This window comes from Citrobacter sp. KH_055_1, assembly GCF_057838705.1.
The window spans coordinates 2,474,193-2,494,753 of record NZ_CM174473.1 but is presented as its reverse complement, the minus strand read 5'-3'; the positions used below and the strand labels follow the sequence as shown (position 1 = coordinate 2,494,753).

The window sequence follows — 20,561 nt, the reverse complement described above, 5'->3', positions numbered from 1 at the left end:
CCGTGGCATTATTTTAGCGCGAACCGATGCCGGGCGACTTTCTCCAGCCCAAAACACAGCAGGTAGTAAACCAGTCCGGTAAAGACAAAAATCGCAGCCGGGTAAATCTGCACGCGGCTGTTCACCTGACCGGCAACCGTCGTCAGTTCAGGGACGTTGACGATAAACGCCAGCGACGTATCTTTTAGTAACCCAATAAAAATCCCCGTCAGCGATGGCAGAATATTACGCAGCACCTGTGGCAGTAAAATCAGCCACAACGTCTGAAACGGGCGAAATCCTTGAGCCACTGACGCCTCATACTGACCGCCAGGCAGCGCGTTTAAGCCCGCATACACGGAGTGCATCACCGAGGCGGCGGTAAACCAGGCTAGCGCCAGCGTGACGGTCGCCGCCCCTGGCAGATCGCTGCCTGTCAGCATGGGCAGCAGGTACCACATCCAGAAAATGACAAAAATGAGCGGAATGCCGCGAATAAACTCCGCCCAGACAAACAGTCCCTTGCGCACCAGGCCCGGGAACCGCCACGCGCAGCAGGCGAGGAGAATCCCGGCGGGCAGCGCCAGCACCGCAGCGCCAATTGCCATCAGTAACGTGAGCAGAACTCCCCCCGGCTGTCCCTGTGCCGCGCGTCCCCACAGGAGATAGTCCAGATTGTCGGTAATCACCGAAATATTAGCGATCATGCTGTGGACTCCGGATGCTCAAGATGTGGGTTTTTACCGCAGATCGCTTTGCCGGTACGGGCCGAGGGCCAAGTCGCGTGAGTAGCATTCCCAGCACAAGCCCAGTGAGCAGATACAGCCCGGTGCCGACGGCAAACGCTTCCAGTGCGTGGGCGTTATAACTCTCGATTTGCCGAACCTGGTAGGTCAGTTCAGCGAAACCAATACCGCTGGCAAGCGATGAGAGCTTCATTAAATTGAGATACTGCCCGACGATTGGCTGCCAGGCGTTCGCCAGGCCCTGAGGCAACAGAATATGCCGAAAGGCCGCCCAGGAAGAAAAACCCTGCGCCACGGCGGCCTCCCGCTGCCCGCTGGACACCGCCTGTAAACCGGAGGCGATTTCCTCCACCAAAAAAGCTGACGTAAAAATCCCCAGCCCCCAGGCCGAACAGAGAAACTCCGGCGTTAACCACCAGACCTCTCCCGGCAGAATGGACCACGGGTGCTCAGCATTGATGAAGGTAATTACCCCCCGGGGAAGCAGATTCCATGCGGCGAAATACCAGAACATCAGTTGTACCAGTAACGGCGTGTTGCGAAAAACTGAAACCCACACGCTGACCATGCCACCGGCGATGCGATTACCCGAAAGGCGCAGGCCGAGCAGTAAGATGGCCAGCAATGTGGCGAGTACGATCCCCACCAGTGTCACCCATAGCGTGGTCAGAAAACCTGACATTATCCATTGCAGAGGTTGCCCGCTCAGCACTCCCTGCCAGTCCATTGCGTGCATTATAACGATGACTCCTGATGTAACGGGTCGAGAACTTTTTTCAGGAAACGTCGGGTCCTTGGGTGCTGCGGGCGGGTAAAGAACGCCTCGGGGGGCGCCACTTCGAGAATGTCGCCGCCATCAATGAAAACCACCCGATCGGCAATCTCGCGGGCGAAATGCATTTCGTGAGTGACGACAATCATCGTGATGCCACTATGGGCGAGGTTTTTCATCACCAGCAGCACTTCGCCGATCATTTCGGGATCCAGCGCGGAAGTGGGTTCATCAAACAGGATGATTTGTGGAGAGGAGGCCAGGGCGCGCGCGATGGCAACGCGCTGTTGCTGACCGCCGGAAAGCTGTGCGGCGTAGGCCCCGGCTTTGTCAGCCAGTCCGACCTGTTCCAGCAGCTCAAGTGCGCGTCGTTTCGCCTCCGTTTTATTCCAGCCGTGAACATATTCCAGCGCCAACGAGATGTTCTGCTGCGCCGTCAGATGTGCGTAAAGATTGAACTGCTGGAACACAAAACCAATGCGACTGCGTAACTGACGTAAGGCCGCGCCGCGCAGCTGGCCGATCGGGTGATCATCAATGAAAATATCGCCCCCGCTAAGTGATTCAAGCTGATTGATCAGGCGAATAAGCGTAGATTTCCCTGAGCCGGAAGGGCCCAGAATGGTGACCACTTCACCGGGCTCCACGGTCAGGTTAACGTCATTTAACACCACCTGTGCGTCATACTGTTTATGCACATTGCGCAGCTCGACCCGCGCCTGACGCAACTGCGTAAAATCCGCAGCTGGCGCTGCGGAGCGAGGAAACAGACCTGAGAGCATATTACTTCGCTTCTATTTTAAAGGCGCGGGGCTGGGGATTTTTGGTTTCAGGCCCAAACCAGACATCGTAGATTTTGGCCGCCTGACCGGTCGACTCAAGCTTCAGCAGCTCGTCGTTTACCGCGTTTAACAGCGCCGTTTCGCCTTTTTTCACCCCTACGCCGATCTCTTCTTTACTCAGCAGGTCAGGTAAAATTTTGAAATCTGCTTTATCCGGTGCGCCACCTAACAGGCCCGCCAGAATAGTACTGTCCTGGGTGATGGCCTGAACATTGCCATTGCGCAGTGCGGTCAGCGCCAGCGGAATATCGTCGTAGGCCAGCACGCGTGACTGTGGGAAGCGCTGATGTAGCGCCTGTTCACCGGTAGTGCCTTTCACCGCGCCGATGCGTGCCTTGCTGTAATCATCAAGCTTGTCCGGGGATTTTGCGGGCACCAGGAACTGCTGTCCGGTGACAAAATAGGGGACCGAAAAGTCGATGACCTGCGCCCGCTCCGGCGTAATCGTAATATCCGCAACGATTAAATCGGCCTTACCGGATTGCAACAGCGGAATGCGGTTGGCTGGATTGGTTGCCACCAGTTCCAGTTTTACACCGAGTGATTTTGCCAGCGCTTCGGCAAAGTCCACGTCGTAGCCGACAATTTTATGTGTTTTCGCATCAACAGAGCCAAACGGTGGGTTAGCGTCGAACGTTGCGACTTTCACCACGCCTGCAGCTTTGATATCGGCCAGTTGATCGGCCTGAGCCTGCGAAGCCATCATGCCCGACGCGGACAATATGCTAAGTGCCAGGATTGATTTTTTAGCGCGCTGAATTTTCGTTGCCATCATTATATGAAATCCCTGTAGTTATTGGTTTGTGCTATTAACGCTCCCATAACTTATCGATGGCGCAAAATAAGAAAAAATTCTTATCTATATACAAAATGATATTAGTGAAATAGCTGTTAATAATGGGTAAATACAATGCAAATTATCCAGAAACGCTACTGTATTTCCATGCGGGCCTGTACCATAAACCGATAACCGATGTGGAATTGGGGGCCAGTCATGCTGCGTGATAATTTTAACGATCTCTATTATCTCAAAGACGGCCAGGCGCGCCGTTTACGGGTTATTATTTGTATTATCCCAGCCGCAAACAGCACACCGCTGCCTTTGCACAGCTGATTGAAGCATTGCGCTATACACGCAGACTGGAGATAAAAAAACCGGCATTACGCCGGTTCAGGGATTAGATTTTGCAGGCATCGCCGCAGTCATTATCCGCAATCATTTCCTGTGCTTTTTTGTCTGCATCTTCCAGACGTTCCGCATTGCGCTCTTGCGCTTCATCGAGCCCATCAAAGACCAGATTATCGAGATCAATTTCCATCAGTCACCTGTTCAGGTTCAGCGTTTAACATCCCCCTTATTATATTGCAAAAATGTTGCTGAACAGCAGCGATTCTTGCGATTTAGAGGCGACTATCAAATCAGATGTGCGTATTTTTCCGGTAGCGTGGTCCACAGATGTCGGTTGGCGGCGCTCAGGATGAGTATTGTCGAAAACCCGGCTGGACCTTAACGGATGAGGATATAAATACGGTCGATCGCTTTATTGAACAGTTCGGTTTGTCGGTGTTGTCCGAACCGACAACCTGACATGCACGCCAACGCCGCGCCCCTGAACTGAAACACCGCTCCGGTGCGCGGCGGACCTCGCTAACCACTTCTTTTGTGTCCGTTTTTTAACCCGTCACAACTCACAGAAATGTTAATAATATGTTTCGCAATCATGCGGCAAGCCTGTTTATTCAGTAACGTGATGCGCGATCATTTTTAACAATATCATGACAAAATCACTATACATATAACTTAATATCTTTTATACATTAATCGTTAACCCCTGTGACTATTCCACAAAAGAGAAAGAGATATGGAACAGATACCTGATAATAAAAACGATAATTTTCAAAAAGATGGCAAAGAGCAGTTCAACCGTTCGATCGGACTTATCTCTAACTTTGCGCTGGGTTTTACCTACCTGTCGCCACTCACCGCCGTGTATTCGCTGTTTGCGCTTGCTGTAACGCTGGCAGGGCCACCGGCGGTATGGTGGATTTTAATCGTCGCCTGTGGGCAGCTTCTGGTTGCGCTGGTGTTTGGCGAAGTGGCGTCTCAGTATCCGATAACCGGAGGGCTGTATCCCTGGGCCAGAAGGTTGTGGGGGAAAAAATATGCGTGGATCGCCGCCTGGATTTACCTGTGGGCGCTGGTGGTGACCATCACCTCAATCGCGGAATACACCTCAACCTTCGTCGAGTCATTATTCCACTATGGTCAGACTCCGGCCACCATGCTGCTGACATCCGTGGTGCTGCTGCTCTTGATGATGGCGGTGAATATGTCCGGGACAAAGAATCTTGCCCGGGTCGCCAAAATTGGTTTCTGGTGTGAGATCGTCAGCGTGATTGCGCTGGGGATTTACCTGCTGATATTCCACCGTTCACAGCCATTCTCGGTGATATTTGATTCAATGGGCGTGCTGGCCCAGGACGGGAGTTACTCCACCGCCTTTATGTCTGCCGCGCTGATGGGCCTGTTTATGTTCTTTGGCTTTGAAGCCTGCGGCAACGTTGCGGAAGAGGTGAAGAACCCAAGCAAAAAAATCCCGATTGCGATGATCCTGAGTATCGTGTTTGGTGCGATCTCGGCCATTATTTCCGTCATGGGGTATCTGCTGGCTTCGCCGAATCTGGTCAGTATTGTCAACGGTAAAACGGCCGATCCGATCCCGGCTATCCTCAATGAGGCCCTGGGGGAAACCGGCGCGACGGTCTTTATCATCGTCGCGATTATCGCCATGCTGTCGTGTATTCTATCTCTCCAGGCTGCGCTGAGCCGCCTTATCTTCTCTTTCTCCCGTGACAGAATGCTGCCGGGAAGCGAGTGGATGTCCAAAATCTCTAAAAATGGTGTTCCCGATAATGCCATGGTGGTCAGTTGCTTACTGCCGGTGATTATCTGTGTTTGGGTCTATTTCCAGCCCGATAATCTGTCGCGCATTACCGCGTTTGCCGTTATCGGTATCTATATTTCCTTCCAGATGGTCGTGCTGGCAGCGCTGCGCCAGCGCCTGAAAGGCTGGAAACCGGCGGGTGAGTGGACCATCGGTGGTTGGGGGACTCTGGTTAACGTGCTGGCGTTAGCTTACGGGTTGTGCGGGATTTGGCTGCTGGCCCAACCCGCTGACAGCAGTGATTTCATCGACCGCTGGACGGTGCTGTTTGGGCTGGCGATTGTGGTGGGTTCGGGGCTTATCTACATGTTCCTGACGCGTCCGTTTGGTCGCTCTGCTGCGCCGGAAAATGATGCGATAGCCTACGCAAACAAGCTCAATATGGGGCAGGATAATTAAACAAAGGGCCTTCGGGCCCTTAGAGCCTATCCCCTTAGTGTTGGTAGTGGTAAAGAATGAAGTAGTCGCTCTGATACACAATACGGGTATTCGTCGGTGACAGTAATTCTCCCACGCGACAGCGTGGCCAACTGGAGAAGATAATCCGGTTTTCCAGATTGGTCAGAATGACATAGTCAGGTTGGGGGCAGGAGAGCAGTTCTGCCTCGATCTGGCTAACCAGCAGATCGACAGCGGCGACGCCAAGAAACTGGTCATGGTAGTAAACGGGCACCGCCGAGGTCAGTGTGTAAGAAATGTTGCAGATATAGTCGACGTAAGGCCCGTGAATATAGGCTTCACCTGCAGGAGGAGAATGCTTAAACCACTCGAAGGTTCTGAAATCCAGCCGCTGTTGGGTGGCCTGATCTAAATCCAGATGCGCCTGACTCAGACCGTTATCTTTCTTATACCACCACTCCAGCAGCCAATACTCGTTGCGGGTTGGCGTATTCTCAATATGGCTGGCGAATCCGGCACCCGAGCAATAGTGATTGTGATTCAGCGTGTGTTTAATGTGCTGCTGAACAGTGGCTCTCACTGCCGGGTCGAGGACCACCTCTGCCGAGCCTTTTTGTACACCGGCAATCGCCTCGTGGATGCTCCTCGCCAGCGCAACGGTAGACTCTACGGTAGAGACAGTAATATCATCAATTTTACGGATTAATGCGCTAAGGGATGTCGAAGAGCTCATGGTCTTTCCTGCCTTCACTGATGGTCAGTTCGCGTTATATTTCAGCTTTTTTTCAATAAGATAATAGGTACAGGTATCGATAATCTGGGTGGCAAACTGCACCGATTCTGTCTCATTATGCGCGGCCAGCGCATCGGCCAGCGCCGAATAGAGCGCAATGATCTCGGCGTGAATAGTGCCAGAACGATAGAGTATAGCGACCAGCGAAGCCCACTCCGCCTGCACCTGCAGCTCCTGATTCGCCAGCCGCGCTGAATGCGAACTGGCGGCGATCGCCAGCAGGCAACGCATATCGGCCTGAGTCATTAATTCGGGTGAATCAGCCTTTCTTAACACCTCAACAAACTCGCGAAATTTAGCGATATCCGCATTGGTCATGCGCCGGGAGGCCAGCCTGGCGCTGTGGCTGATAATGGCGCAATGCATTTCGCCTAAGTCGGAAAGGTAATCGGTGCCAATCGATTTAAACGGATGCAGGACGCTATTTTTGCCATCAATATTTTCGCAAACGAAGCTGCCGCCATTTCGGCCACGAACCGTATGGATAAGATTATTAGCCCGAAGCGTGTTGAGTGCTTCTCTGATGGTGATATGTGAGACGCCCATCATCTTTGCCAGGTCGGTTTCGTTGGGCAGTTGCTCTTTTGGCTCGAGCAATCCCGTAATGATGGCGTTTGAAAGGCGCTGCACAATCTGGTCGGAACGACTGACCTGCCCGATAGGCGCAAATATGACCGCATGAGTAATCATAATCTTTTCTGCACTCAATTCCCTGAAACAACAACCCTTTCTAACACAAGCCTGTCAGGCAAGGAAGGTCAGAATGGTCGCGTTATTTTACCTGCCCATGCACAAAACCGTTGCACAGGCGGATGTGTGTCCCGTTAGCGTCAAATGACGATGAATAACCTTACCGCGGAAATGTAAAATTTAAGTTAAAAATGCGACGTTTATCATACTGTCAATGTTGCGCATTTGAAAAAATTTTACAATATATATATTACATAAGATTATTTATGTATTAACGGGCAGGAGATAGCCATGAAAACCCTGAAGCATTTTATTAACGGACACTACGTGGCGGGCAGTACCGAAGACGCGTTTGAGCTGGTCAGCCCGGTGGACGGTGAAACATACGCGTTATCGCCCAATGGTGGGGCAGCAGAAGTCGATCTGGCCTACTCGGCCGCCGCTGCCGCGTTCAGTATCTGGAAGAAATCGACGCCCGCACAGCGGCAAAAAGCGCTTCTGGCACTGGCTGATGAAATCGAACGCAATGTAGAGCGACTGGTTAACGCCCAGAGTCAGGAAACTGGACAGCTGCGCCATTTTATTGAGAAAGAAGAGATCGCGGCCTCCTGCGACGCCATTCGATTTTTTGCCGGTGCCGCGCGCTGCCTTGAAGGGAAGGCTGCCGGTGAATATTCTGCCGGGTTCACCTCAACCATTCGTCGCGAACCGCTGGGTATTGTGGGGCAAGTCACGCCGTGGAATTACCCGTTTATGATGGCGGTGTGGAAGATAGCCCCTGCGCTGGCGGCAGGCAATACGGTGGTGCTTAAACCGAGTGACACCACGCCGGTTAGCACGCTGCTGCTGGCTGAGCTGGCCGCGCCGCTGTTCCCGAAAGGGGCGTTTAATGTGGTATTAGGGAAAGCCAAAACCGGTTCGCTGGTGGTGTCGAACCCGACGGCCTCACTGGTTTCGATTACTGGCTCGGTACGTGCGGGTCTACAGGTGGCCGCGTCGGCGGCGGCAAACCTGACCAAAGCCCATTTGGAGTTGGGCGGTAAAGCGCCCGCCGTGGTATTTGCCGACGCGAATATCGACAGGGCGATTGAGACGATCGCTACCGCCGGCTTTTTCAATGCCGGGCAAGATTGTACTGCCGCCACGCGAATTCTCGTCGAGCAGTCCGTTTATGCTGAGTTTTTGGAAAAATTGATCCAGAAAACAAAAAGCATCAAATTTGGTCCCCCGCAGGATAGGGATGCGCTATATGGCGCGTTGAATAGCCGGAACCAACTGGAGCAGGTGCAAGGTTTTATTGCGCGTCTGCCTGCGCATGCAAAAATTGAAACGGGTGGCAGAGCAGGGCCCGGACCGGGCTTCTACTTTGAGCCAACCATCATCTCCGGTCTGTATCAGCACGACGAAGCCATTCAACATGAAGTGTTTGGTCCGGTAATGGCGATTCAGTCCTTTTCGACTGACGAAGACGCGTTGCACAAAGCCAATGATGTGGAATACGGCCTGGCCGCAAGCGTCTGGACCGGTAACCACGGCCGCGCACAGCGTTTTTGCATTGACCTCGATTTTGGCACGGTGTGGATCAACAACCATATTCCACTGTGTGCGGAAATGCCGCACGGCGGGTTCAAGAAATCCGGCTACGGTAAAGATCTCTCCTCTTATTCACTCGATGAGTACACCCGAGTGAAACATATCATGTGCGATATTTCTGAATAGCGGGTAATACGATGAAAACATTAAAAATAGCTGCGCTGTCGCTGGTGATGTTCTCGGGGTTTAGTCTGGCAGACAGCTCCCCGCTGAACACCGTAAAAGCGTATATGGCGGCATGGAATGCGCATAACGCGCCGCTCGCAGCGCAGTATCTGGCCGACGACGCGGTCTATTACGATGCCGCCGCCGGGGAGCCGATAACTGGCAGGGAAAAAGCCGAGAAAGAGGTGATTGGAGCATTCATTAAGGCGGTCCCGGATCTGAACTGGAAAATGGTCGGCAAACCCGTCTATGACGAAGATACCGTGGCATTTCGTTGGGAGTTCTCGGGTAAAAATAGCGGCGAATGGGCAGGAAGTCCGCCGACAAATAATCCGATCAAATTTGAAGGCGTCAGCTATATTCATGTTAAGGCAGGAAAAATCACCTGGCAGGGTGATTATTATGATTCTAAAAAACTGGATGAAGAACTCAAGCCAGTGAAGTAGTCGGTGGTCCCCCTTGTGAGAGGGGGACCCTCTCATTTGTGCTGTGTTTAGGGCAGTGTGTGCGTGGCAAAAGGACAAGTTAATGGCAATTACCCGACGTGATTTTCTCAACGGTGTGGCGGTCACCATCGCCGCGGGGCTGACCCCTCTGGATATGGTCAGAGCGGCAGGAAAAGAACATGAATTTATCGATGGAAGTTATTACCCTCCCAGCCTGACGGGGCTGCGTGGTAACCATCCGGGCTCGTTTGAAATGGCTCACGCGCTGGGCCGGGAACAGAAAAAATTTGATTTAACGGCGCTTCCGGTCGAGGAAGAGTACGACCTGGTGGTGGTCGGTGGCGGCATTAGCGGGCTGGCTGCCGGATGTTTCTGGCGGCAACTTGTCGGGCAAAACAGCAAGGTTCTGATCCTCGACAACCATGATGATTTTGGCGGCCACGCCAAACGTAACGAATTTAGCACAGCCGGAAAAAAGCTGATCGGCTATGGCGGCAGTGAGTCGTTTCAGTCGCCAGCGCATAATTTCAGCCCGGACGTACAAAAGCTGATGGAAACACTCGGCGTGAGCGCCACCAAGCTCAAAGAGAGTTTTGACGTCAACTTCTATCCAGACTGGCAGCTCAGTCGCGGCGTCTTTTTCGACAAAAAGAATTTTGGCGAGACCAAAATCGTCAGCGGCGATCCAGGACGCGCGGTTTCCGACGATATTCCACCGGACCGGCTCAACGGTCGTAAGATTGAAGACTTTATCAATGATTTTCCGTTGAGTGAGAGCGACCGAAAAGCGCTTATCGATCTACATGTACGCCCTGGCGACTACCTTCCGGGCATGACGGTCGAGGAGAAAAGTAGCTGGCTGGATACCCACAGCTACAGTGAATTTCTGGCCACGAAAGTCGGTTTAAGCAAAATGGCACTGCTCTATTTCCAGCAGCGCTCCAACGATTTCTTTGCTATCGGCATTGAGGGCATTTCCTGTAGCGATGCCCGGGCATGCGCCTTACCGGGCATGGAAGCGTTAGGTCTGCCGCCGCTGGACGGCGAGTCACTGGCCGACCTCGAAGAGCCGTATGTTTATCACTTCCCCGATGGCAACGCGGGACTGGCACGAATAATGGTCAGATATATGCTCCCGGATGCCTTGCCGGGGACCACCATGGAGGATTCCGTCCTCGCCAGATTGCATTACGAAAAGCTGGATCTGCCGGAAAATACCACGCGTTTGCGCCTCAACAGTAGCGTGATTAATGCGGCCAACGTGCCGGGCGGCGTGGCCGTAACCTATCTGCGTGACGGCAAATTGCATCGTGTGCACGCAAAAAACGCCATCATGGCGGGTTATAACATGATGATCCCGTACCTGGTGCCGGAAATGCCGAAACAACAACAGGCAGATCTCAAGCTGAACGTAAAGGCGCCGCTGGTGTACACCAACGTAGTGGTGAAAAACTGGCAGGCGTTTAAGCAACTCGGCGTACATGAGTTTTATTCCCCGGCTGCGCCGTACAGCCGCATTAAGCTCGACTATCCAGTCAGCATTGGCGGCTATCAGCACCCGGCGACCCCGGACGATCCGATGGTGATTCATATGGTCTATGTGCCAACCTATCCGGGCAGTAACTTACCGGCGAGAGAACAATTCCGCCTGGGACGGGCCTATCTGCTGGGGACCACGTTTGCTGCGCATGAAGAGATGATCCGTGGTCAGTTGCAGGAGATGTTTGGCTCGACAGGCTTTGACAATCAACGTGATATCGCGGCTATTACGGTTAACCGCTGGGCACATGGCTATGCCTATTACGCCAACCCGCTGTTCGACGACATGGATGAAATGGAGAAGGTTGTTGAGCGGGCACGCCAACCCATCGGCCGAATTGCGATTGCTAACTCTGATGCCGACTGGAGCGCGTATGCACATGCGGCGATCGATCAGGCATTGCGGGCGGTTAACGAACTCAAGGGTATGAGGTGATCTATGCGTAATGTAACCGTTCTTGTCGCCTGTTTGTTTAGCGCGACGGTTTCCGCCGCGGACTCTCACGGCGAGTACATCGCCAGAATTTCAGACTGTGTAGCCTGTCACACCGCTGAGGGTGGGGACGCGATGGCAGGGGGCAAAAAGTTTCCCACGCCGGTCGGTGATATTTTCTCGACAAATATCACGCCGGACAAAACCCACGGCATCGGTAACTATTCCTACGAGGATTTTGAAAAAGCGGTGCGTCAGGGCATTGCCAAAGATGGCCATCCGCTTTACCCGGCCATGCCATATCCGTCTTACGCAAAGCTCTCCGACGAAGATGTCCAGGCGCTGTATCGCTACTTTATGCATGATGTCACGCCGTCTGCGACAGCAAATAAAGAGAATGAGATCCCCTGGCTGATTTCAGCCCGCTGGCCGCTGCATATCTGGAACTGGCTCTTTACCGACGCTCCTGCAACGGCTCTGGTAGGCAGCAACAGTACCGATGCCAGTGCCGCGCGGATCCAGCGCGGAGCTTATCTGGTTGAAGGACCCGGCCACTGTGGCTCCTGCCATACCCCGAGGGGAATGGCGATGAATGAGAAAGCCTATACTCATGCCGATGCACAGTACCTGAGCGGGGCGATGATTGACGGCTGGTATGCGCCGTCCCTTCGGGGCACCGGGATGTCTGAGCAGGAGTTAACGTCGCTGTTACTGACCGGTAAAAGCAAGCATGCTGCGGTTTCGGGTTCAATGGCTGAAGTCGTCAGTGAGAGTACGCAATACCTGACGGATGAAGATGCTGCAGCGATTGCACAGTATCTGCGGAGCCTGAAAAACGCCAAACCGGAGCCGACACGAGCGGGCACTACCACGGCGTCCTGGTCGAATTCACCGCAGGCGGGAAAAGTGGTCTACAACCGTTATTGCTCGACCTGTCACGGTCAGGAAGGCAAGGGCACGGATAACAACGCGCCGTCACTTATCCACAATCCGCTGGTGATGGTTGACGATCCGACTCCGCTGTTCAGGGTGATTTCGCAGGGCGCGGAAACGCCGACCACGCGGGGCAACGTGTCGTTTAAGATGCCAGCGTATAACGGATTGCTGACCGAAGTTGAGATGCGCGATGTGATCAACTATGTACGAAAAAGTTGGGGTGAAGGCAATGGCGAGGTCAGTCAGGAGGAGCTTGCCGGACTTAAACCAGCTACACACTAAGCGTTATGCCTGATGGCGCTGCGCTTATCCGACCTATAAAAACCTTATTGTAGGTCGGATAAGACGCGTTAGTGACGCCATCCGGCAACGTTTATCCTACGTTTGCCTTGATAATGCCCGCCAGCCGGGAAAACGCCGCGGCCATCTCATGTTCTTCAATACTGGCAAAACCCAGCAACAGACCGCTGCGTTTCTCTTCGTTGACGTAGTAACGTGACAGCGGTCGTACCAATAACCCCTGCGTATTCGCCAGCTGTGCAATCATGCTGTCGTCGGCATGGGCTGGCAATTGTAATATCAGATGCAGCCCGGCGTTACTGTTGAACGGTCCCAGATAATCCTCTCCGAGTTGCGTGGCGATCAGGTCCACCAGCGTCTGACGACGGCGGCTGTACAGTTGGCGCATTTTACGGATATGCGCGGCGTAGTAGCCTTCGCGGATAAACTCTGCCAGCGCGGCCTGAATCAAAAGGTGTCCGCCGCGATAGAGGTCGTTATGCACTTTCTTCAGCGGTGCAGCGAGCGGTTTGGGCAGCACAACATACCCGAGTCGGAGGGCAGGATAGAGCGTTTTGCTGAATGTGCCGATGTAGATAACTGGACTTTCTTCCTCCAGTCCTTGCAGTGAAGGAATAGGCTGCCCCGAAAAGCGAAACTCGCTGTCGTAGTCATCTTCCACGATCCAACTGCGTGTTTCACGTGCGCGAAACAGTAACTGCCGTCGCCGGCTCAGGCTCATCACCGACCCCAGCGGATACTGATGTGACGGTGTCACAAAAATCAGCTTCGGGGACACCGCTGACGACACTGGCGGTACCATGCCCTGTTCATCAACCGCCATCGCCGAGAAGTTAACCGCGTTGATGCGCAGAATATTTTTGATTCCCCAATAGCCTGGCTCTTCAATCCAGGCGTTATCGCCAGGGTTACACAGGGTGCGGGTCACCAGATCCAACGCCTGGTGAATGCCTTCGGTGATCAGTATCTGTTCAGGAGCACACCTGACGCCGCGCGCGGTACGCAAATAGTCCGCCAGCGCTTCTTTTAGTTCACCGTCGCCACCCGCCGCATCATAGGTGAGAAACTCCGGGCGCAGGCGTCTTGCCAGCCGGTCCTGAATTTTTTTAAGCGTGCGGTGGGGGAAATGTTGCACATCCGGAACGCCAGGAATAAACGCCCCCCACTGGCGTGGGCTGGCGCTGGCATTACCGAGCAGCTCCAGGCAGCGGGCGGACAGGCTGGCGCGGTCTTCCTGTGCGGGGGGCGCGTTTTTTTTATCGGGCCGTTGCGCGAGGTTGTCCAGCACGCTATCGGTGACAAACGTGCCGCTGCTGGTACGTGCAGAAATATACCCTTCGGCCTGCAGTTGCTCATACACTCGCAAGACGGTATTGCGCGATAACGCCAGTTCGCCCGCCAGATCGCGCGAAGGTGGCATACGGGTGGCGGGTTTCAAGCTGCCTTCAAGAATGCAGCTGCAGATGGCGGCATACAAACGCCGGTGCAGTTTCTCGTCGGTTTGCTGGCTAAATGCATGCTTGATCACATCTCCGGCAAGTGAACGCATTTGGATCCTTAAAATAAAACGATTTGGCTCTCGATTAAAGTACCAGATGGCGTCTAGATTTAAAGGGTAATTCAACCCTGAATGTGTTTATGAACAAGGTGTAGAGAATGAATAATAAAAACCTGCAACAACGTCGTCTGGATGCAACCCCGCGTGGCGTGGGCGTAATGTGTGACTTTTTCGCCCAGTCGGCAGAAAACAGCACCATTACCGATATCGAAGGCAATCAATATATTGATTTTGCTGCCGGGATTGCCGTCCTGAATACTGGACACCGTCATCCTCGTATAGTGCAGGCGGTTGAAGCGCAACTTCAAGCCTTTACCCACACGGCCTATCAGATTGTCCCGTACGAAAGCTACGTCTCGCTGGCGGAGAAAATCAATGCGGCCGCGCCGATTGACGGTTTGCGTAAAACCACGTTCTTTACCACCGGCGCAGAAGCTGTCGAAAACGCGGTTAAAATTGCCCGCGCGCACACCGGCCGTCCCGGCGTGATCGCGTTTGGCGGGGGATTTCATGGCCGTACCTATATGACGATGGCGCTGACTGGCAAGGTCGCACCGTATAAAAAAGGCTTCGGGCCGTTCCCGGGATCGGTTTACCACGCACCGTATCCTTCTGAGTTGCAGGGCATCACCACCGCAGATTCGATAAAAGCCATCGAGCGTCTGTTTAAAGCTGATATCGACGCCAGCCAGGTCGCAGCGATTATCTTCGAACCCGTCCAGGGTGAAGGGGGCTTTGTGGTGGCCCCACCTGAATTCGTTGCCGCTATTCGCCGCATCTGCGATGAGCACGGTATTGTGATGATTGCCGATGAAGTCCAGAGTGGTTTTGCCCGCACCGGCGAGCTTTTTGCCATGGACCATTACGCCCACAAAGCCGATCTGATGACCATGGCGAAAAGCCTGGCGGGCGGTATGCCGCTGTCCGGCGTGGTCGGCAAAGCCGAAATTATGGATGCCCCTGCACCGGGTGGTCTGGGCGGTACCTATGCCGGTAACCCGCTCGCCGTGGCGGCCGCTCACGCGGTGCTTGATATCATTCATGATGAGCAACTGTGCCAGCGAGCAGCGGCGCTGGGTGAACAACTGCGTGCCACGCTGACCGATGCCCGTGCGTGGTGTCCGGAACTTGCCGAAGTGCGTGGGTTAGGATCGATGATTGCCGCTGAGTTTTGTGATGCCAGCACCGGAGAGCCTTCTGCAGCCACGGCGCAACGCGTACAGAAGAAAGCCCTTGAGCAGGGACTGCTGCTGCTTACCTGCGGCCAGTACGGCAACGTGATCCGTTTCCTCTACCCGCTGACTATTCCGCAGGAACAGTTCGTAAAAGCGCTGGAAATTATTAAATCCGTCACTAAATCGTGATAGTGCGCGTATAGCGTCAACCCTGGTCGACGGTGGTACACATCGTCGGCTTTTTTGTTCCTGTCGGTTTCTCAACGTCAATTGATCTTCATCGGTAGAGTTACCTGATTTATTGGAAATTCGTTGCCAGATACCTCGTTATATAATTTAATATATATCGATTTTTCTCCTGTCCAGATGGTATCTATGTTAACTCTTCGTTCATTTTTGCTGGTATGCGCCAGCATGTTGTTTGCGTTTTCGGCGCAGGCAGACCGCACGATAACCGATCAGCTTGGCCGCCAGGTCACGATCCCCGATAGCGTCAATAAGGTGGTGGTGTTACAACACCAGACGCTGAATATTCTGGTTCAACTAGATGCCACGCAGGACATTGTCGGCGTGATGTCGAGCTGGAAAAAACAGCTTGGACCGGCGTTCGCCCGCTTTATGCCGACGATTACGACCCTGCCGACGCCGGGCGATCTCACCAGCGTGAATATTGAAAGCCTGCTGGCTACCCACCCGCAAGTGGTGTTTGTTGCCAACTATGCACCTGCCGAGATGATTCAGCAGATTCAGAATGCCGGGATTCCGGTGGTGGCTATCTCATTACGTCAGGATGCTGCTGGCCAGCAGAACAAAATGAACCCGACTATGGCTGACGAAGAGCAGGTCTACAACGAAGGCTTAAAGCAGGGGATTCGCCTGATTGCCGACGTGGTGGGACGTAAACCGCAGGCTGAAACGCTGATCGACTACGTTTTTTCGGCCAGGGCTAAATTCAATGCGCCGGTGGCGGCGATTGCACAGGCGCAAAAAGTCCGTATCTATATGGCCAACCCCGATCTCATGACTTACGGTGCCGGAAAGTACACGGGCCTGATGATGCAGCATGCCGGAGGGCTAAACGTGGCTGCGGCGAGCGTTAAAGGCGCGCGGCAGGTTTCGCTGGAGCAGGTGTTAGCGTGGAACCCGCAGGTGATTTTTGTCCAGGACCGCTACCCGCAGGTGGTGACGGAGATCCTAAACGATCCCAACTGGCAGAACATCGATGCGGTAAAAAATCATCGCGTCTGGCTGATGCCGGAATACGCCAAAGCCTGGGGATATCCGATGCCGGAAGCGCTGGCGCTCGGTGAATTGTGGATGGCAAAAAAACTCTATCCGGATGCCTATAAAAACATCGATGTTGATGCGCAGGCACAGGATTACTACCATCGTTTTTACCGCGTGAACTGGCAGTCCGATGCCGCTAAGTAATCGCGCTTTCCCCCTGCAACCGATACTGATTACCGTGGTGCTACTGCTGGGTGTTGGTTCACTGTGTGTGGGGCAATATCCGCTGTCGCTGCGCGATGTGTTCTCACTGTTGAGCCATTACGCAGACTCGCAGGGTATGGCGCACCAGGTCGTCTGGACCGTCAGACTCCCGCGTATTTTGATGGCACTGCTGGCGGGCGGCGCGCTGGGGTTATGTGGGGCTACGCTGCAAGGCGTGTTTCATAATCCGCTGGTGGACCCGCATATTATTGGGGTGACCTCTGGCTCAGCATTTGGCGGCACGCTGGCGATTTTGCTTGGGCTTGATCCGTTCCTGATGATGGGGTCGACGTTCTTCTTTGGTCTGGCGGCGTTGATTCTGGTATATGCCATTGCCGCGCTACAGGGGCTGGAAAACACGCTGGTGCTGATCCTCTCGGGCATTATTTTGAGTGGTTTTTTTGCCGCGCTGGTGAGCCTGATTCAATACCAGGCCGATACCGAAGAGACGTTACCCAGCATTGTATTCTGGCTGTTGGGCAGTTTTGCGACCGCCAACTGGCATAAAGTGTGGCTGCTGGCGGTGCCGGTCGGCATTGCGGCCATGCTGTTGTACCAGTTGCGCTGGCGAATCAACCTGTTATCACTCAACGATAAAGACGCCACAGCGCTCGGGGTGGCGGTGGTTCCGCTGCGGCGCAGCGTGTTGCTGTGCTGCGCATTGCTGGTTGCGGCGCAGGTCTCCGTCAGCGGCAGTATTGCCTGGGTGGGTCTGGTGATCCCGCATCTGGCCCGCCTGCTGGTAGGCGTTGATCACCGTCGGTTACTCCCCTGTGCTTTCTGGCTGGGCGGCGGTTTTATGATTGTGGTGGATGATATTGCCCGCACGCTGCTACCTACGGAAATTCCTCTGGGGATCATCACCGCCTTGCTCGGTGCGCCGCTGTTTGCCTTTTTGCTGATTCAGTCCAGCCGACGGGGGAAACGATGATATCTGCCGCACTTAACGTCGATCAGTTGGAGTATGGCTACCGGATGCCGTTGTTTGCGCCGCTCACGTTCCGCTGTGAGAAAGGCAATATCTGGGCCGTGCTCGGGCGTAACGGTCTGGGGAAGAGCACGTTGCTGGATACGCTGACCGGTACGCTGCCGTTGTTGGGTGGAAACATACAAAGTGAGGGGGGAATGGGTATTGTGGCGCAGCATACGCGCTTACCGTTTCCCTACACCGTTAGCGATGTCGTGCTGATGGGCCGCGCGCAGCATGTAAAGTTATTTGCTCAACCGGGCCAGCAGGATAAAAAGCGGGCGATGCAGGCGCTGGAGCAGCTCAATATTGCGCATCTTGCGTCCTGTACCTTTTGTTCACTTTCCGGCGGGCAGCAACAGTTGGTAATGATCGCCCGGGCGTTGGTCACGGATTGTCAAACGCTGTTGCTTGATGAACCCTGTTCCGCGCTGGATTTAGCCAATCAGCAGGTGGTGCTGCAGCTTATCAGCGATCTGGCGTATCGCCAGGGCTGCAGCATTCTCTTTACAACGCACGATCCGCAGCATGCACTACAGATAGCCAGTCATACGCTGCTGTTGTTGCCGCAGGGGAGATGGCTGGCGGGGCCAACTCAGAAGATTGTGACGGAAGATAATTTGTTCCAGGCGTACGGTTTACCGCTGCGAAAATTTAGCGTGGACCCGCATCCGACGCCGTTTATCGCGCCGCTGTTTACCATTCATCGTTAAGTGTTTTAAAACCGGCGCTGGCCAAACATGTTTGTCCGTCGCGCGCGAGGATAAAATCAACCAGCGCTTTGACGTTTTTAGACGCCTCGAGCACCGCCAGCTGGTATTCACAGCGAATGTTATGGTCCGTGGGGATCGTTACGCAGCGAATATCGGGCTGCCCGGCAAGTGCTGTTGCATAGTGCGCGTAGCCAATAAACAAATCCGCCAGGCCCTGGCGAATAATCCACGCGCTGGCCAGTTCGCCATTTGGCACCTTAACCGTGTCACGGCCACCGACAAGGGGAATAGCGCGTTCGCGCAGGCGCTGTCCAAGGTCGGGTTCGAGCACATCGAGGCAGTCGAATAATGCCCAGGTATAATCCCCGGAAGGGTCACAGCCGGGGGTTGAGGTGCCAATACGCAGGGTTGGATCTCGCAGTAACTCCAGCCATTCGCCGGTTTTGCGGGTGGTGAGGCTCAGTTGGTTCCAGCAAAAGGTATGCGCGGACAGTGCCCTACCGCTGGCCAGCAACTGCTGCGGATGTGCACGATTGGCCGAGGCAAATAAGGAACAAGGTTCACCGGCTTCTATACGTTCGCGTAATAATCCGGCCGGGCCGTATTCCACACAAACGTCAATTCCGCTTAGAGACGTGAACTGGTTTATCAGCGGGGTAAAGGCCAGCCGTAAACTGCCAGCAGCGAAGAGCGTGATGGGGCATGACATAATGTAGCGAGTCCTGAATTCGAGATCCGAAATGAATGACAGACATCTTAAACGTCATCATATTGTATATGACCAACTATTCGATGCAAATGGCAATAATTATCTGGGTAATAATTTTTTTAAGATATTAACAATTGAATTAATGATTAGCTGTACCCGGAAAGGCTGCTGGGTCTTTTTACTGTAAATCACAAACAGATCCAGATGGGTGGAGAAGTTATCAGGAAGTGTAGGGACCAGACCGTCGATATCTGTTTCTTTAATGATCAACTCGGGCATAAATAAATAACCAAGACCCGCTTTGGCAAGTTCGATTGCGGCATACGAGTTATCGCAGGCAAAATCACCGCTAATGATTATCTTTCTTATTTCTTTACGTGAGTCGTCATTTATATACCAGATGTTATGATTGTCTTCCATATGTGAGAAAAAAAGTATACAGGGACTGTGTCCATAATCTTCAATGGAGTGGATCGGATATCTCGCAATCATGTCGCGGGTGCCATATATATTGGCCGGAATCGATGCGATATTTCGCGCAATAAGTTCGTCATTGTCGGGCAATGAATGCGTAAACAAGATGTCGCAGTCATCACTAAAAGGGACGCCAAGGGTAAATTCAGCGTTGCTGAGGTTACTGGTGGTCAGCATTAATTTAATTTCCGGATGCTGCGCTTTCAACCCAGGAATGACGTACTTGGAGATAAATAACAGCTGACCGGTAGGGGCATGGATCCTGACAAACCCATCAGACGCCAGCTTATAGGCCATTGTAAACTTCTGGATATCTTCACATGACTTCATGTGTTTTTTGACGTAGGGGAGAAGCTCTTCACCGAAACGGGTCAATTTTATCGGCCGACAAGAGCGATCGAACACGGAGAATCCAAAACGGTCCTCCAGTTGTTGTAAGGTTCTACTGATATTGGGTTGCGCAATTTTTAGCGTTTCCGCAGCCAGACTCAAACTACGGGTACACGAAAGTTCATAAAGGATACGGAGTTCGTTATCGTTAAAGCTGATTTTCTGGACCACTGAGACCTCAGATATGCCTTGTGAATATTATCTGTATACATTCCCGCACGGCTTCGGCCAGTGTCTTTTGAAATTGAATGTATACAGTCCAGCCAACAAAAATAGCGCAGGCATGTTACGTGAACATACCTTTTAAACGGTTGCACAATAATATTTTAACCAATTCTTATCCATTAAAAGATAGCATGGTTTGTGTAAGAAAACAAAAAAGCAAAATGCGAAAATTACAATGAATAAACGTGTTGTTACGGGGTTCATGACTATTTTGATAATGGGTGGGCGGTAGATAAAGCCTGTTTCTACCCATTTTAAGGTTACTGCAGGAGTGTAGGTAA

20 protein-coding genes are annotated in these 20,561 nt (G+C 53.2%); 10 read left to right on the top strand and 10 right to left on the bottom strand.

The features are described 5' to 3' along the window. Positions 1–8: 8 nt before the first annotated feature. From AC3ITF_RS11640 to AC3ITF_RS11620, 5 genes are all read right to left on the bottom strand, one after another. A complete protein-coding gene (locus tag AC3ITF_RS11640) occupies positions 9–686 on the bottom strand; it encodes an amino acid ABC transporter permease (protein ID WP_137362977.1) in 678 nt (225 codons plus the stop codon). Beyond that, positions 676–1,461, bottom strand: coding sequence for an amino acid ABC transporter permease (locus AC3ITF_RS11635; RefSeq protein WP_181688176.1), 786 nt, complete (start codon positions 1,459–1,461; stop codon positions 676–678). Before AC3ITF_RS11635 ends, AC3ITF_RS11640 begins: the two co-directional genes overlap by 11 nt. Next, positions 1,461–2,279 (bottom strand): amino acid ABC transporter ATP-binding protein, encoded by an 819-nt coding sequence (locus AC3ITF_RS11630; protein ID WP_135912115.1) that lies wholly within the window; start codon positions 2,277–2,279, stop codon positions 1,461–1,463. Before AC3ITF_RS11630 ends, AC3ITF_RS11635 begins: the two co-directional genes overlap by 1 nt. 1 nt (position 2,280) lies before the next feature. Then, the gene (locus AC3ITF_RS11625; RefSeq protein ID WP_115258614.1) at positions 2,281–3,114 is read right to left on the bottom strand and encodes an ABC transporter substrate-binding protein; all 834 of its coding nucleotides are present in this window, start codon (positions 3,112–3,114) and stop codon (positions 2,281–2,283) included. 403 nt (positions 3,115–3,517) lie between these two features. Beyond that, a complete protein-coding gene (locus AC3ITF_RS11620) occupies positions 3,518–3,658 on the bottom strand; it encodes a hypothetical protein (RefSeq protein ID WP_096757192.1) in 141 nt (46 codons plus the stop codon). A 137-nt stretch (positions 3,659–3,795) separates the two neighbouring features. On the opposite strand from AC3ITF_RS11620, the gene AC3ITF_RS11615 reads away from it, so the two are divergent. Both AC3ITF_RS11615 and AC3ITF_RS11610 read left to right on the top strand, forming a co-directional pair. Beyond that, on the top strand, positions 3,796–3,927 hold the full coding sequence (locus AC3ITF_RS11615; protein WP_282597281.1) for a hypothetical protein: 132 nt from the start codon (positions 3,796–3,798) through the stop codon (positions 3,925–3,927). A 274-nt stretch (positions 3,928–4,201) separates the two neighbouring features. After that, entirely contained in the window at positions 4,202–5,683 is a 1,482-nt protein-coding gene (locus tag AC3ITF_RS11610) for an APC family permease (RefSeq protein WP_096757191.1), read from the top strand. 34 nt (positions 5,684–5,717) lie between these two features. Here the strand turns inward: AC3ITF_RS11610 and AC3ITF_RS11605 are convergent, their stop codons facing one another. Both AC3ITF_RS11605 and AC3ITF_RS11600 read right to left on the bottom strand, forming a co-directional pair. Further along, a complete protein-coding gene (locus AC3ITF_RS11605; RefSeq protein ID WP_096757190.1) occupies positions 5,718–6,416 on the bottom strand; it encodes a cache domain-containing protein in 699 nt (232 codons plus the stop codon). Between the two features lie 24 nt (positions 6,417–6,440). Beyond that, positions 6,441–7,166: a FadR/GntR family transcriptional regulator gene (locus AC3ITF_RS11600; RefSeq protein WP_115258605.1), complete on the bottom strand. Its 726-nt coding sequence runs from the start codon at positions 7,164–7,166 to the stop codon at positions 6,441–6,443. 291 nt (positions 7,167–7,457) lie between these two features. Between AC3ITF_RS11600 and AC3ITF_RS11595 the strand changes: the two genes are divergently transcribed. The 4 genes from AC3ITF_RS11595 (at position 7,458) to AC3ITF_RS11580 (ending at position 12,560) form a co-directional block, all read left to right on the top strand. Next, entirely contained in the window at positions 7,458–8,885 is a 1,428-nt protein-coding gene (locus AC3ITF_RS11595; protein WP_181638007.1) for an aminobutyraldehyde dehydrogenase, read from the top strand. An 11-nt stretch (positions 8,886–8,896) separates the two neighbouring features. Further along, complete coding sequence (locus tag AC3ITF_RS11590; RefSeq protein WP_117343038.1) at positions 8,897–9,370, top strand: ester cyclase; 474 nt, start codon at positions 8,897–8,899, stop codon at positions 9,368–9,370. Positions 9,371–9,452: 82 nt separating this feature from the next. After that, entirely contained in the window at positions 9,453–11,345 is a 1,893-nt protein-coding gene (locus tag AC3ITF_RS11585) for a flavin monoamine oxidase family protein (protein ID WP_115258602.1), read from the top strand. A gap of 3 nt (positions 11,346–11,348) precedes the next feature. Beyond that, a complete protein-coding gene (locus AC3ITF_RS11580) occupies positions 11,349–12,560 on the top strand; it encodes a cytochrome c (protein WP_489175675.1) in 1,212 nt (403 codons plus the stop codon). Positions 12,561–12,651: 91 nt separating this feature from the next. Here AC3ITF_RS11580 and pdxR read toward each other — a convergent pair whose 3' ends face one another. Next, positions 12,652–14,127, bottom strand: a complete 1,476-nt coding sequence (pdxR, locus tag AC3ITF_RS11575; protein WP_117343040.1) for a MocR-like pyridoxine biosynthesis transcription factor PdxR — start codon at positions 14,125–14,127, stop codon at positions 12,652–12,654. 107 nt (positions 14,128–14,234) lie between these two features. Here pdxR and puuE point away from each other — a divergent pair, with 107 nt between their 5' ends. The 4 genes from puuE (at position 14,235) to AC3ITF_RS11555 (ending at position 18,482) form a co-directional block, all read left to right on the top strand. Then, entirely contained in the window at positions 14,235–15,500 is a 1,266-nt protein-coding gene (gene puuE / locus AC3ITF_RS11570) for a 4-aminobutyrate transaminase (protein ID WP_489175674.1), read from the top strand. A 186-nt stretch (positions 15,501–15,686) separates the two neighbouring features. After that, the gene (locus AC3ITF_RS11565) at positions 15,687–16,742 is read left to right on the top strand and encodes an ABC transporter substrate-binding protein (protein WP_115258598.1); all 1,056 of its coding nucleotides are present in this window, start codon (positions 15,687–15,689) and stop codon (positions 16,740–16,742) included. After that, entirely contained in the window at positions 16,729–17,733 is a 1,005-nt protein-coding gene (locus tag AC3ITF_RS11560) for a FecCD family ABC transporter permease (RefSeq protein WP_489175673.1), read from the top strand. Before AC3ITF_RS11565 ends, AC3ITF_RS11560 begins: the two co-directional genes overlap by 14 nt. After that, positions 17,730–18,482, top strand: coding sequence for an ABC transporter ATP-binding protein (locus AC3ITF_RS11555; RefSeq protein ID WP_489175672.1), 753 nt, complete (start codon positions 17,730–17,732; stop codon positions 18,480–18,482). The genes AC3ITF_RS11560 and AC3ITF_RS11555 overlap by 4 nt, the downstream gene beginning before the upstream one ends. On the opposite strand, the gene AC3ITF_RS11550 is transcribed toward AC3ITF_RS11555, so the two are convergent. Continuing rightward, positions 18,466–19,191, bottom strand: coding sequence for a substrate-binding domain-containing protein (locus tag AC3ITF_RS11550; protein WP_489175671.1), 726 nt, complete (start codon positions 19,189–19,191; stop codon positions 18,466–18,468). The two genes, AC3ITF_RS11555 and AC3ITF_RS11550, sit on opposite strands and share 17 nt — an antisense overlap. 99 nt (positions 19,192–19,290) lie before the next feature. Next, on the bottom strand, positions 19,291–20,226 hold the full coding sequence (locus AC3ITF_RS11545; RefSeq protein WP_153880365.1) for a LysR family transcriptional regulator: 936 nt from the start codon (positions 20,224–20,226) through the stop codon (positions 19,291–19,293). Positions 20,227–20,561: the final 335 nt, after the last annotated feature.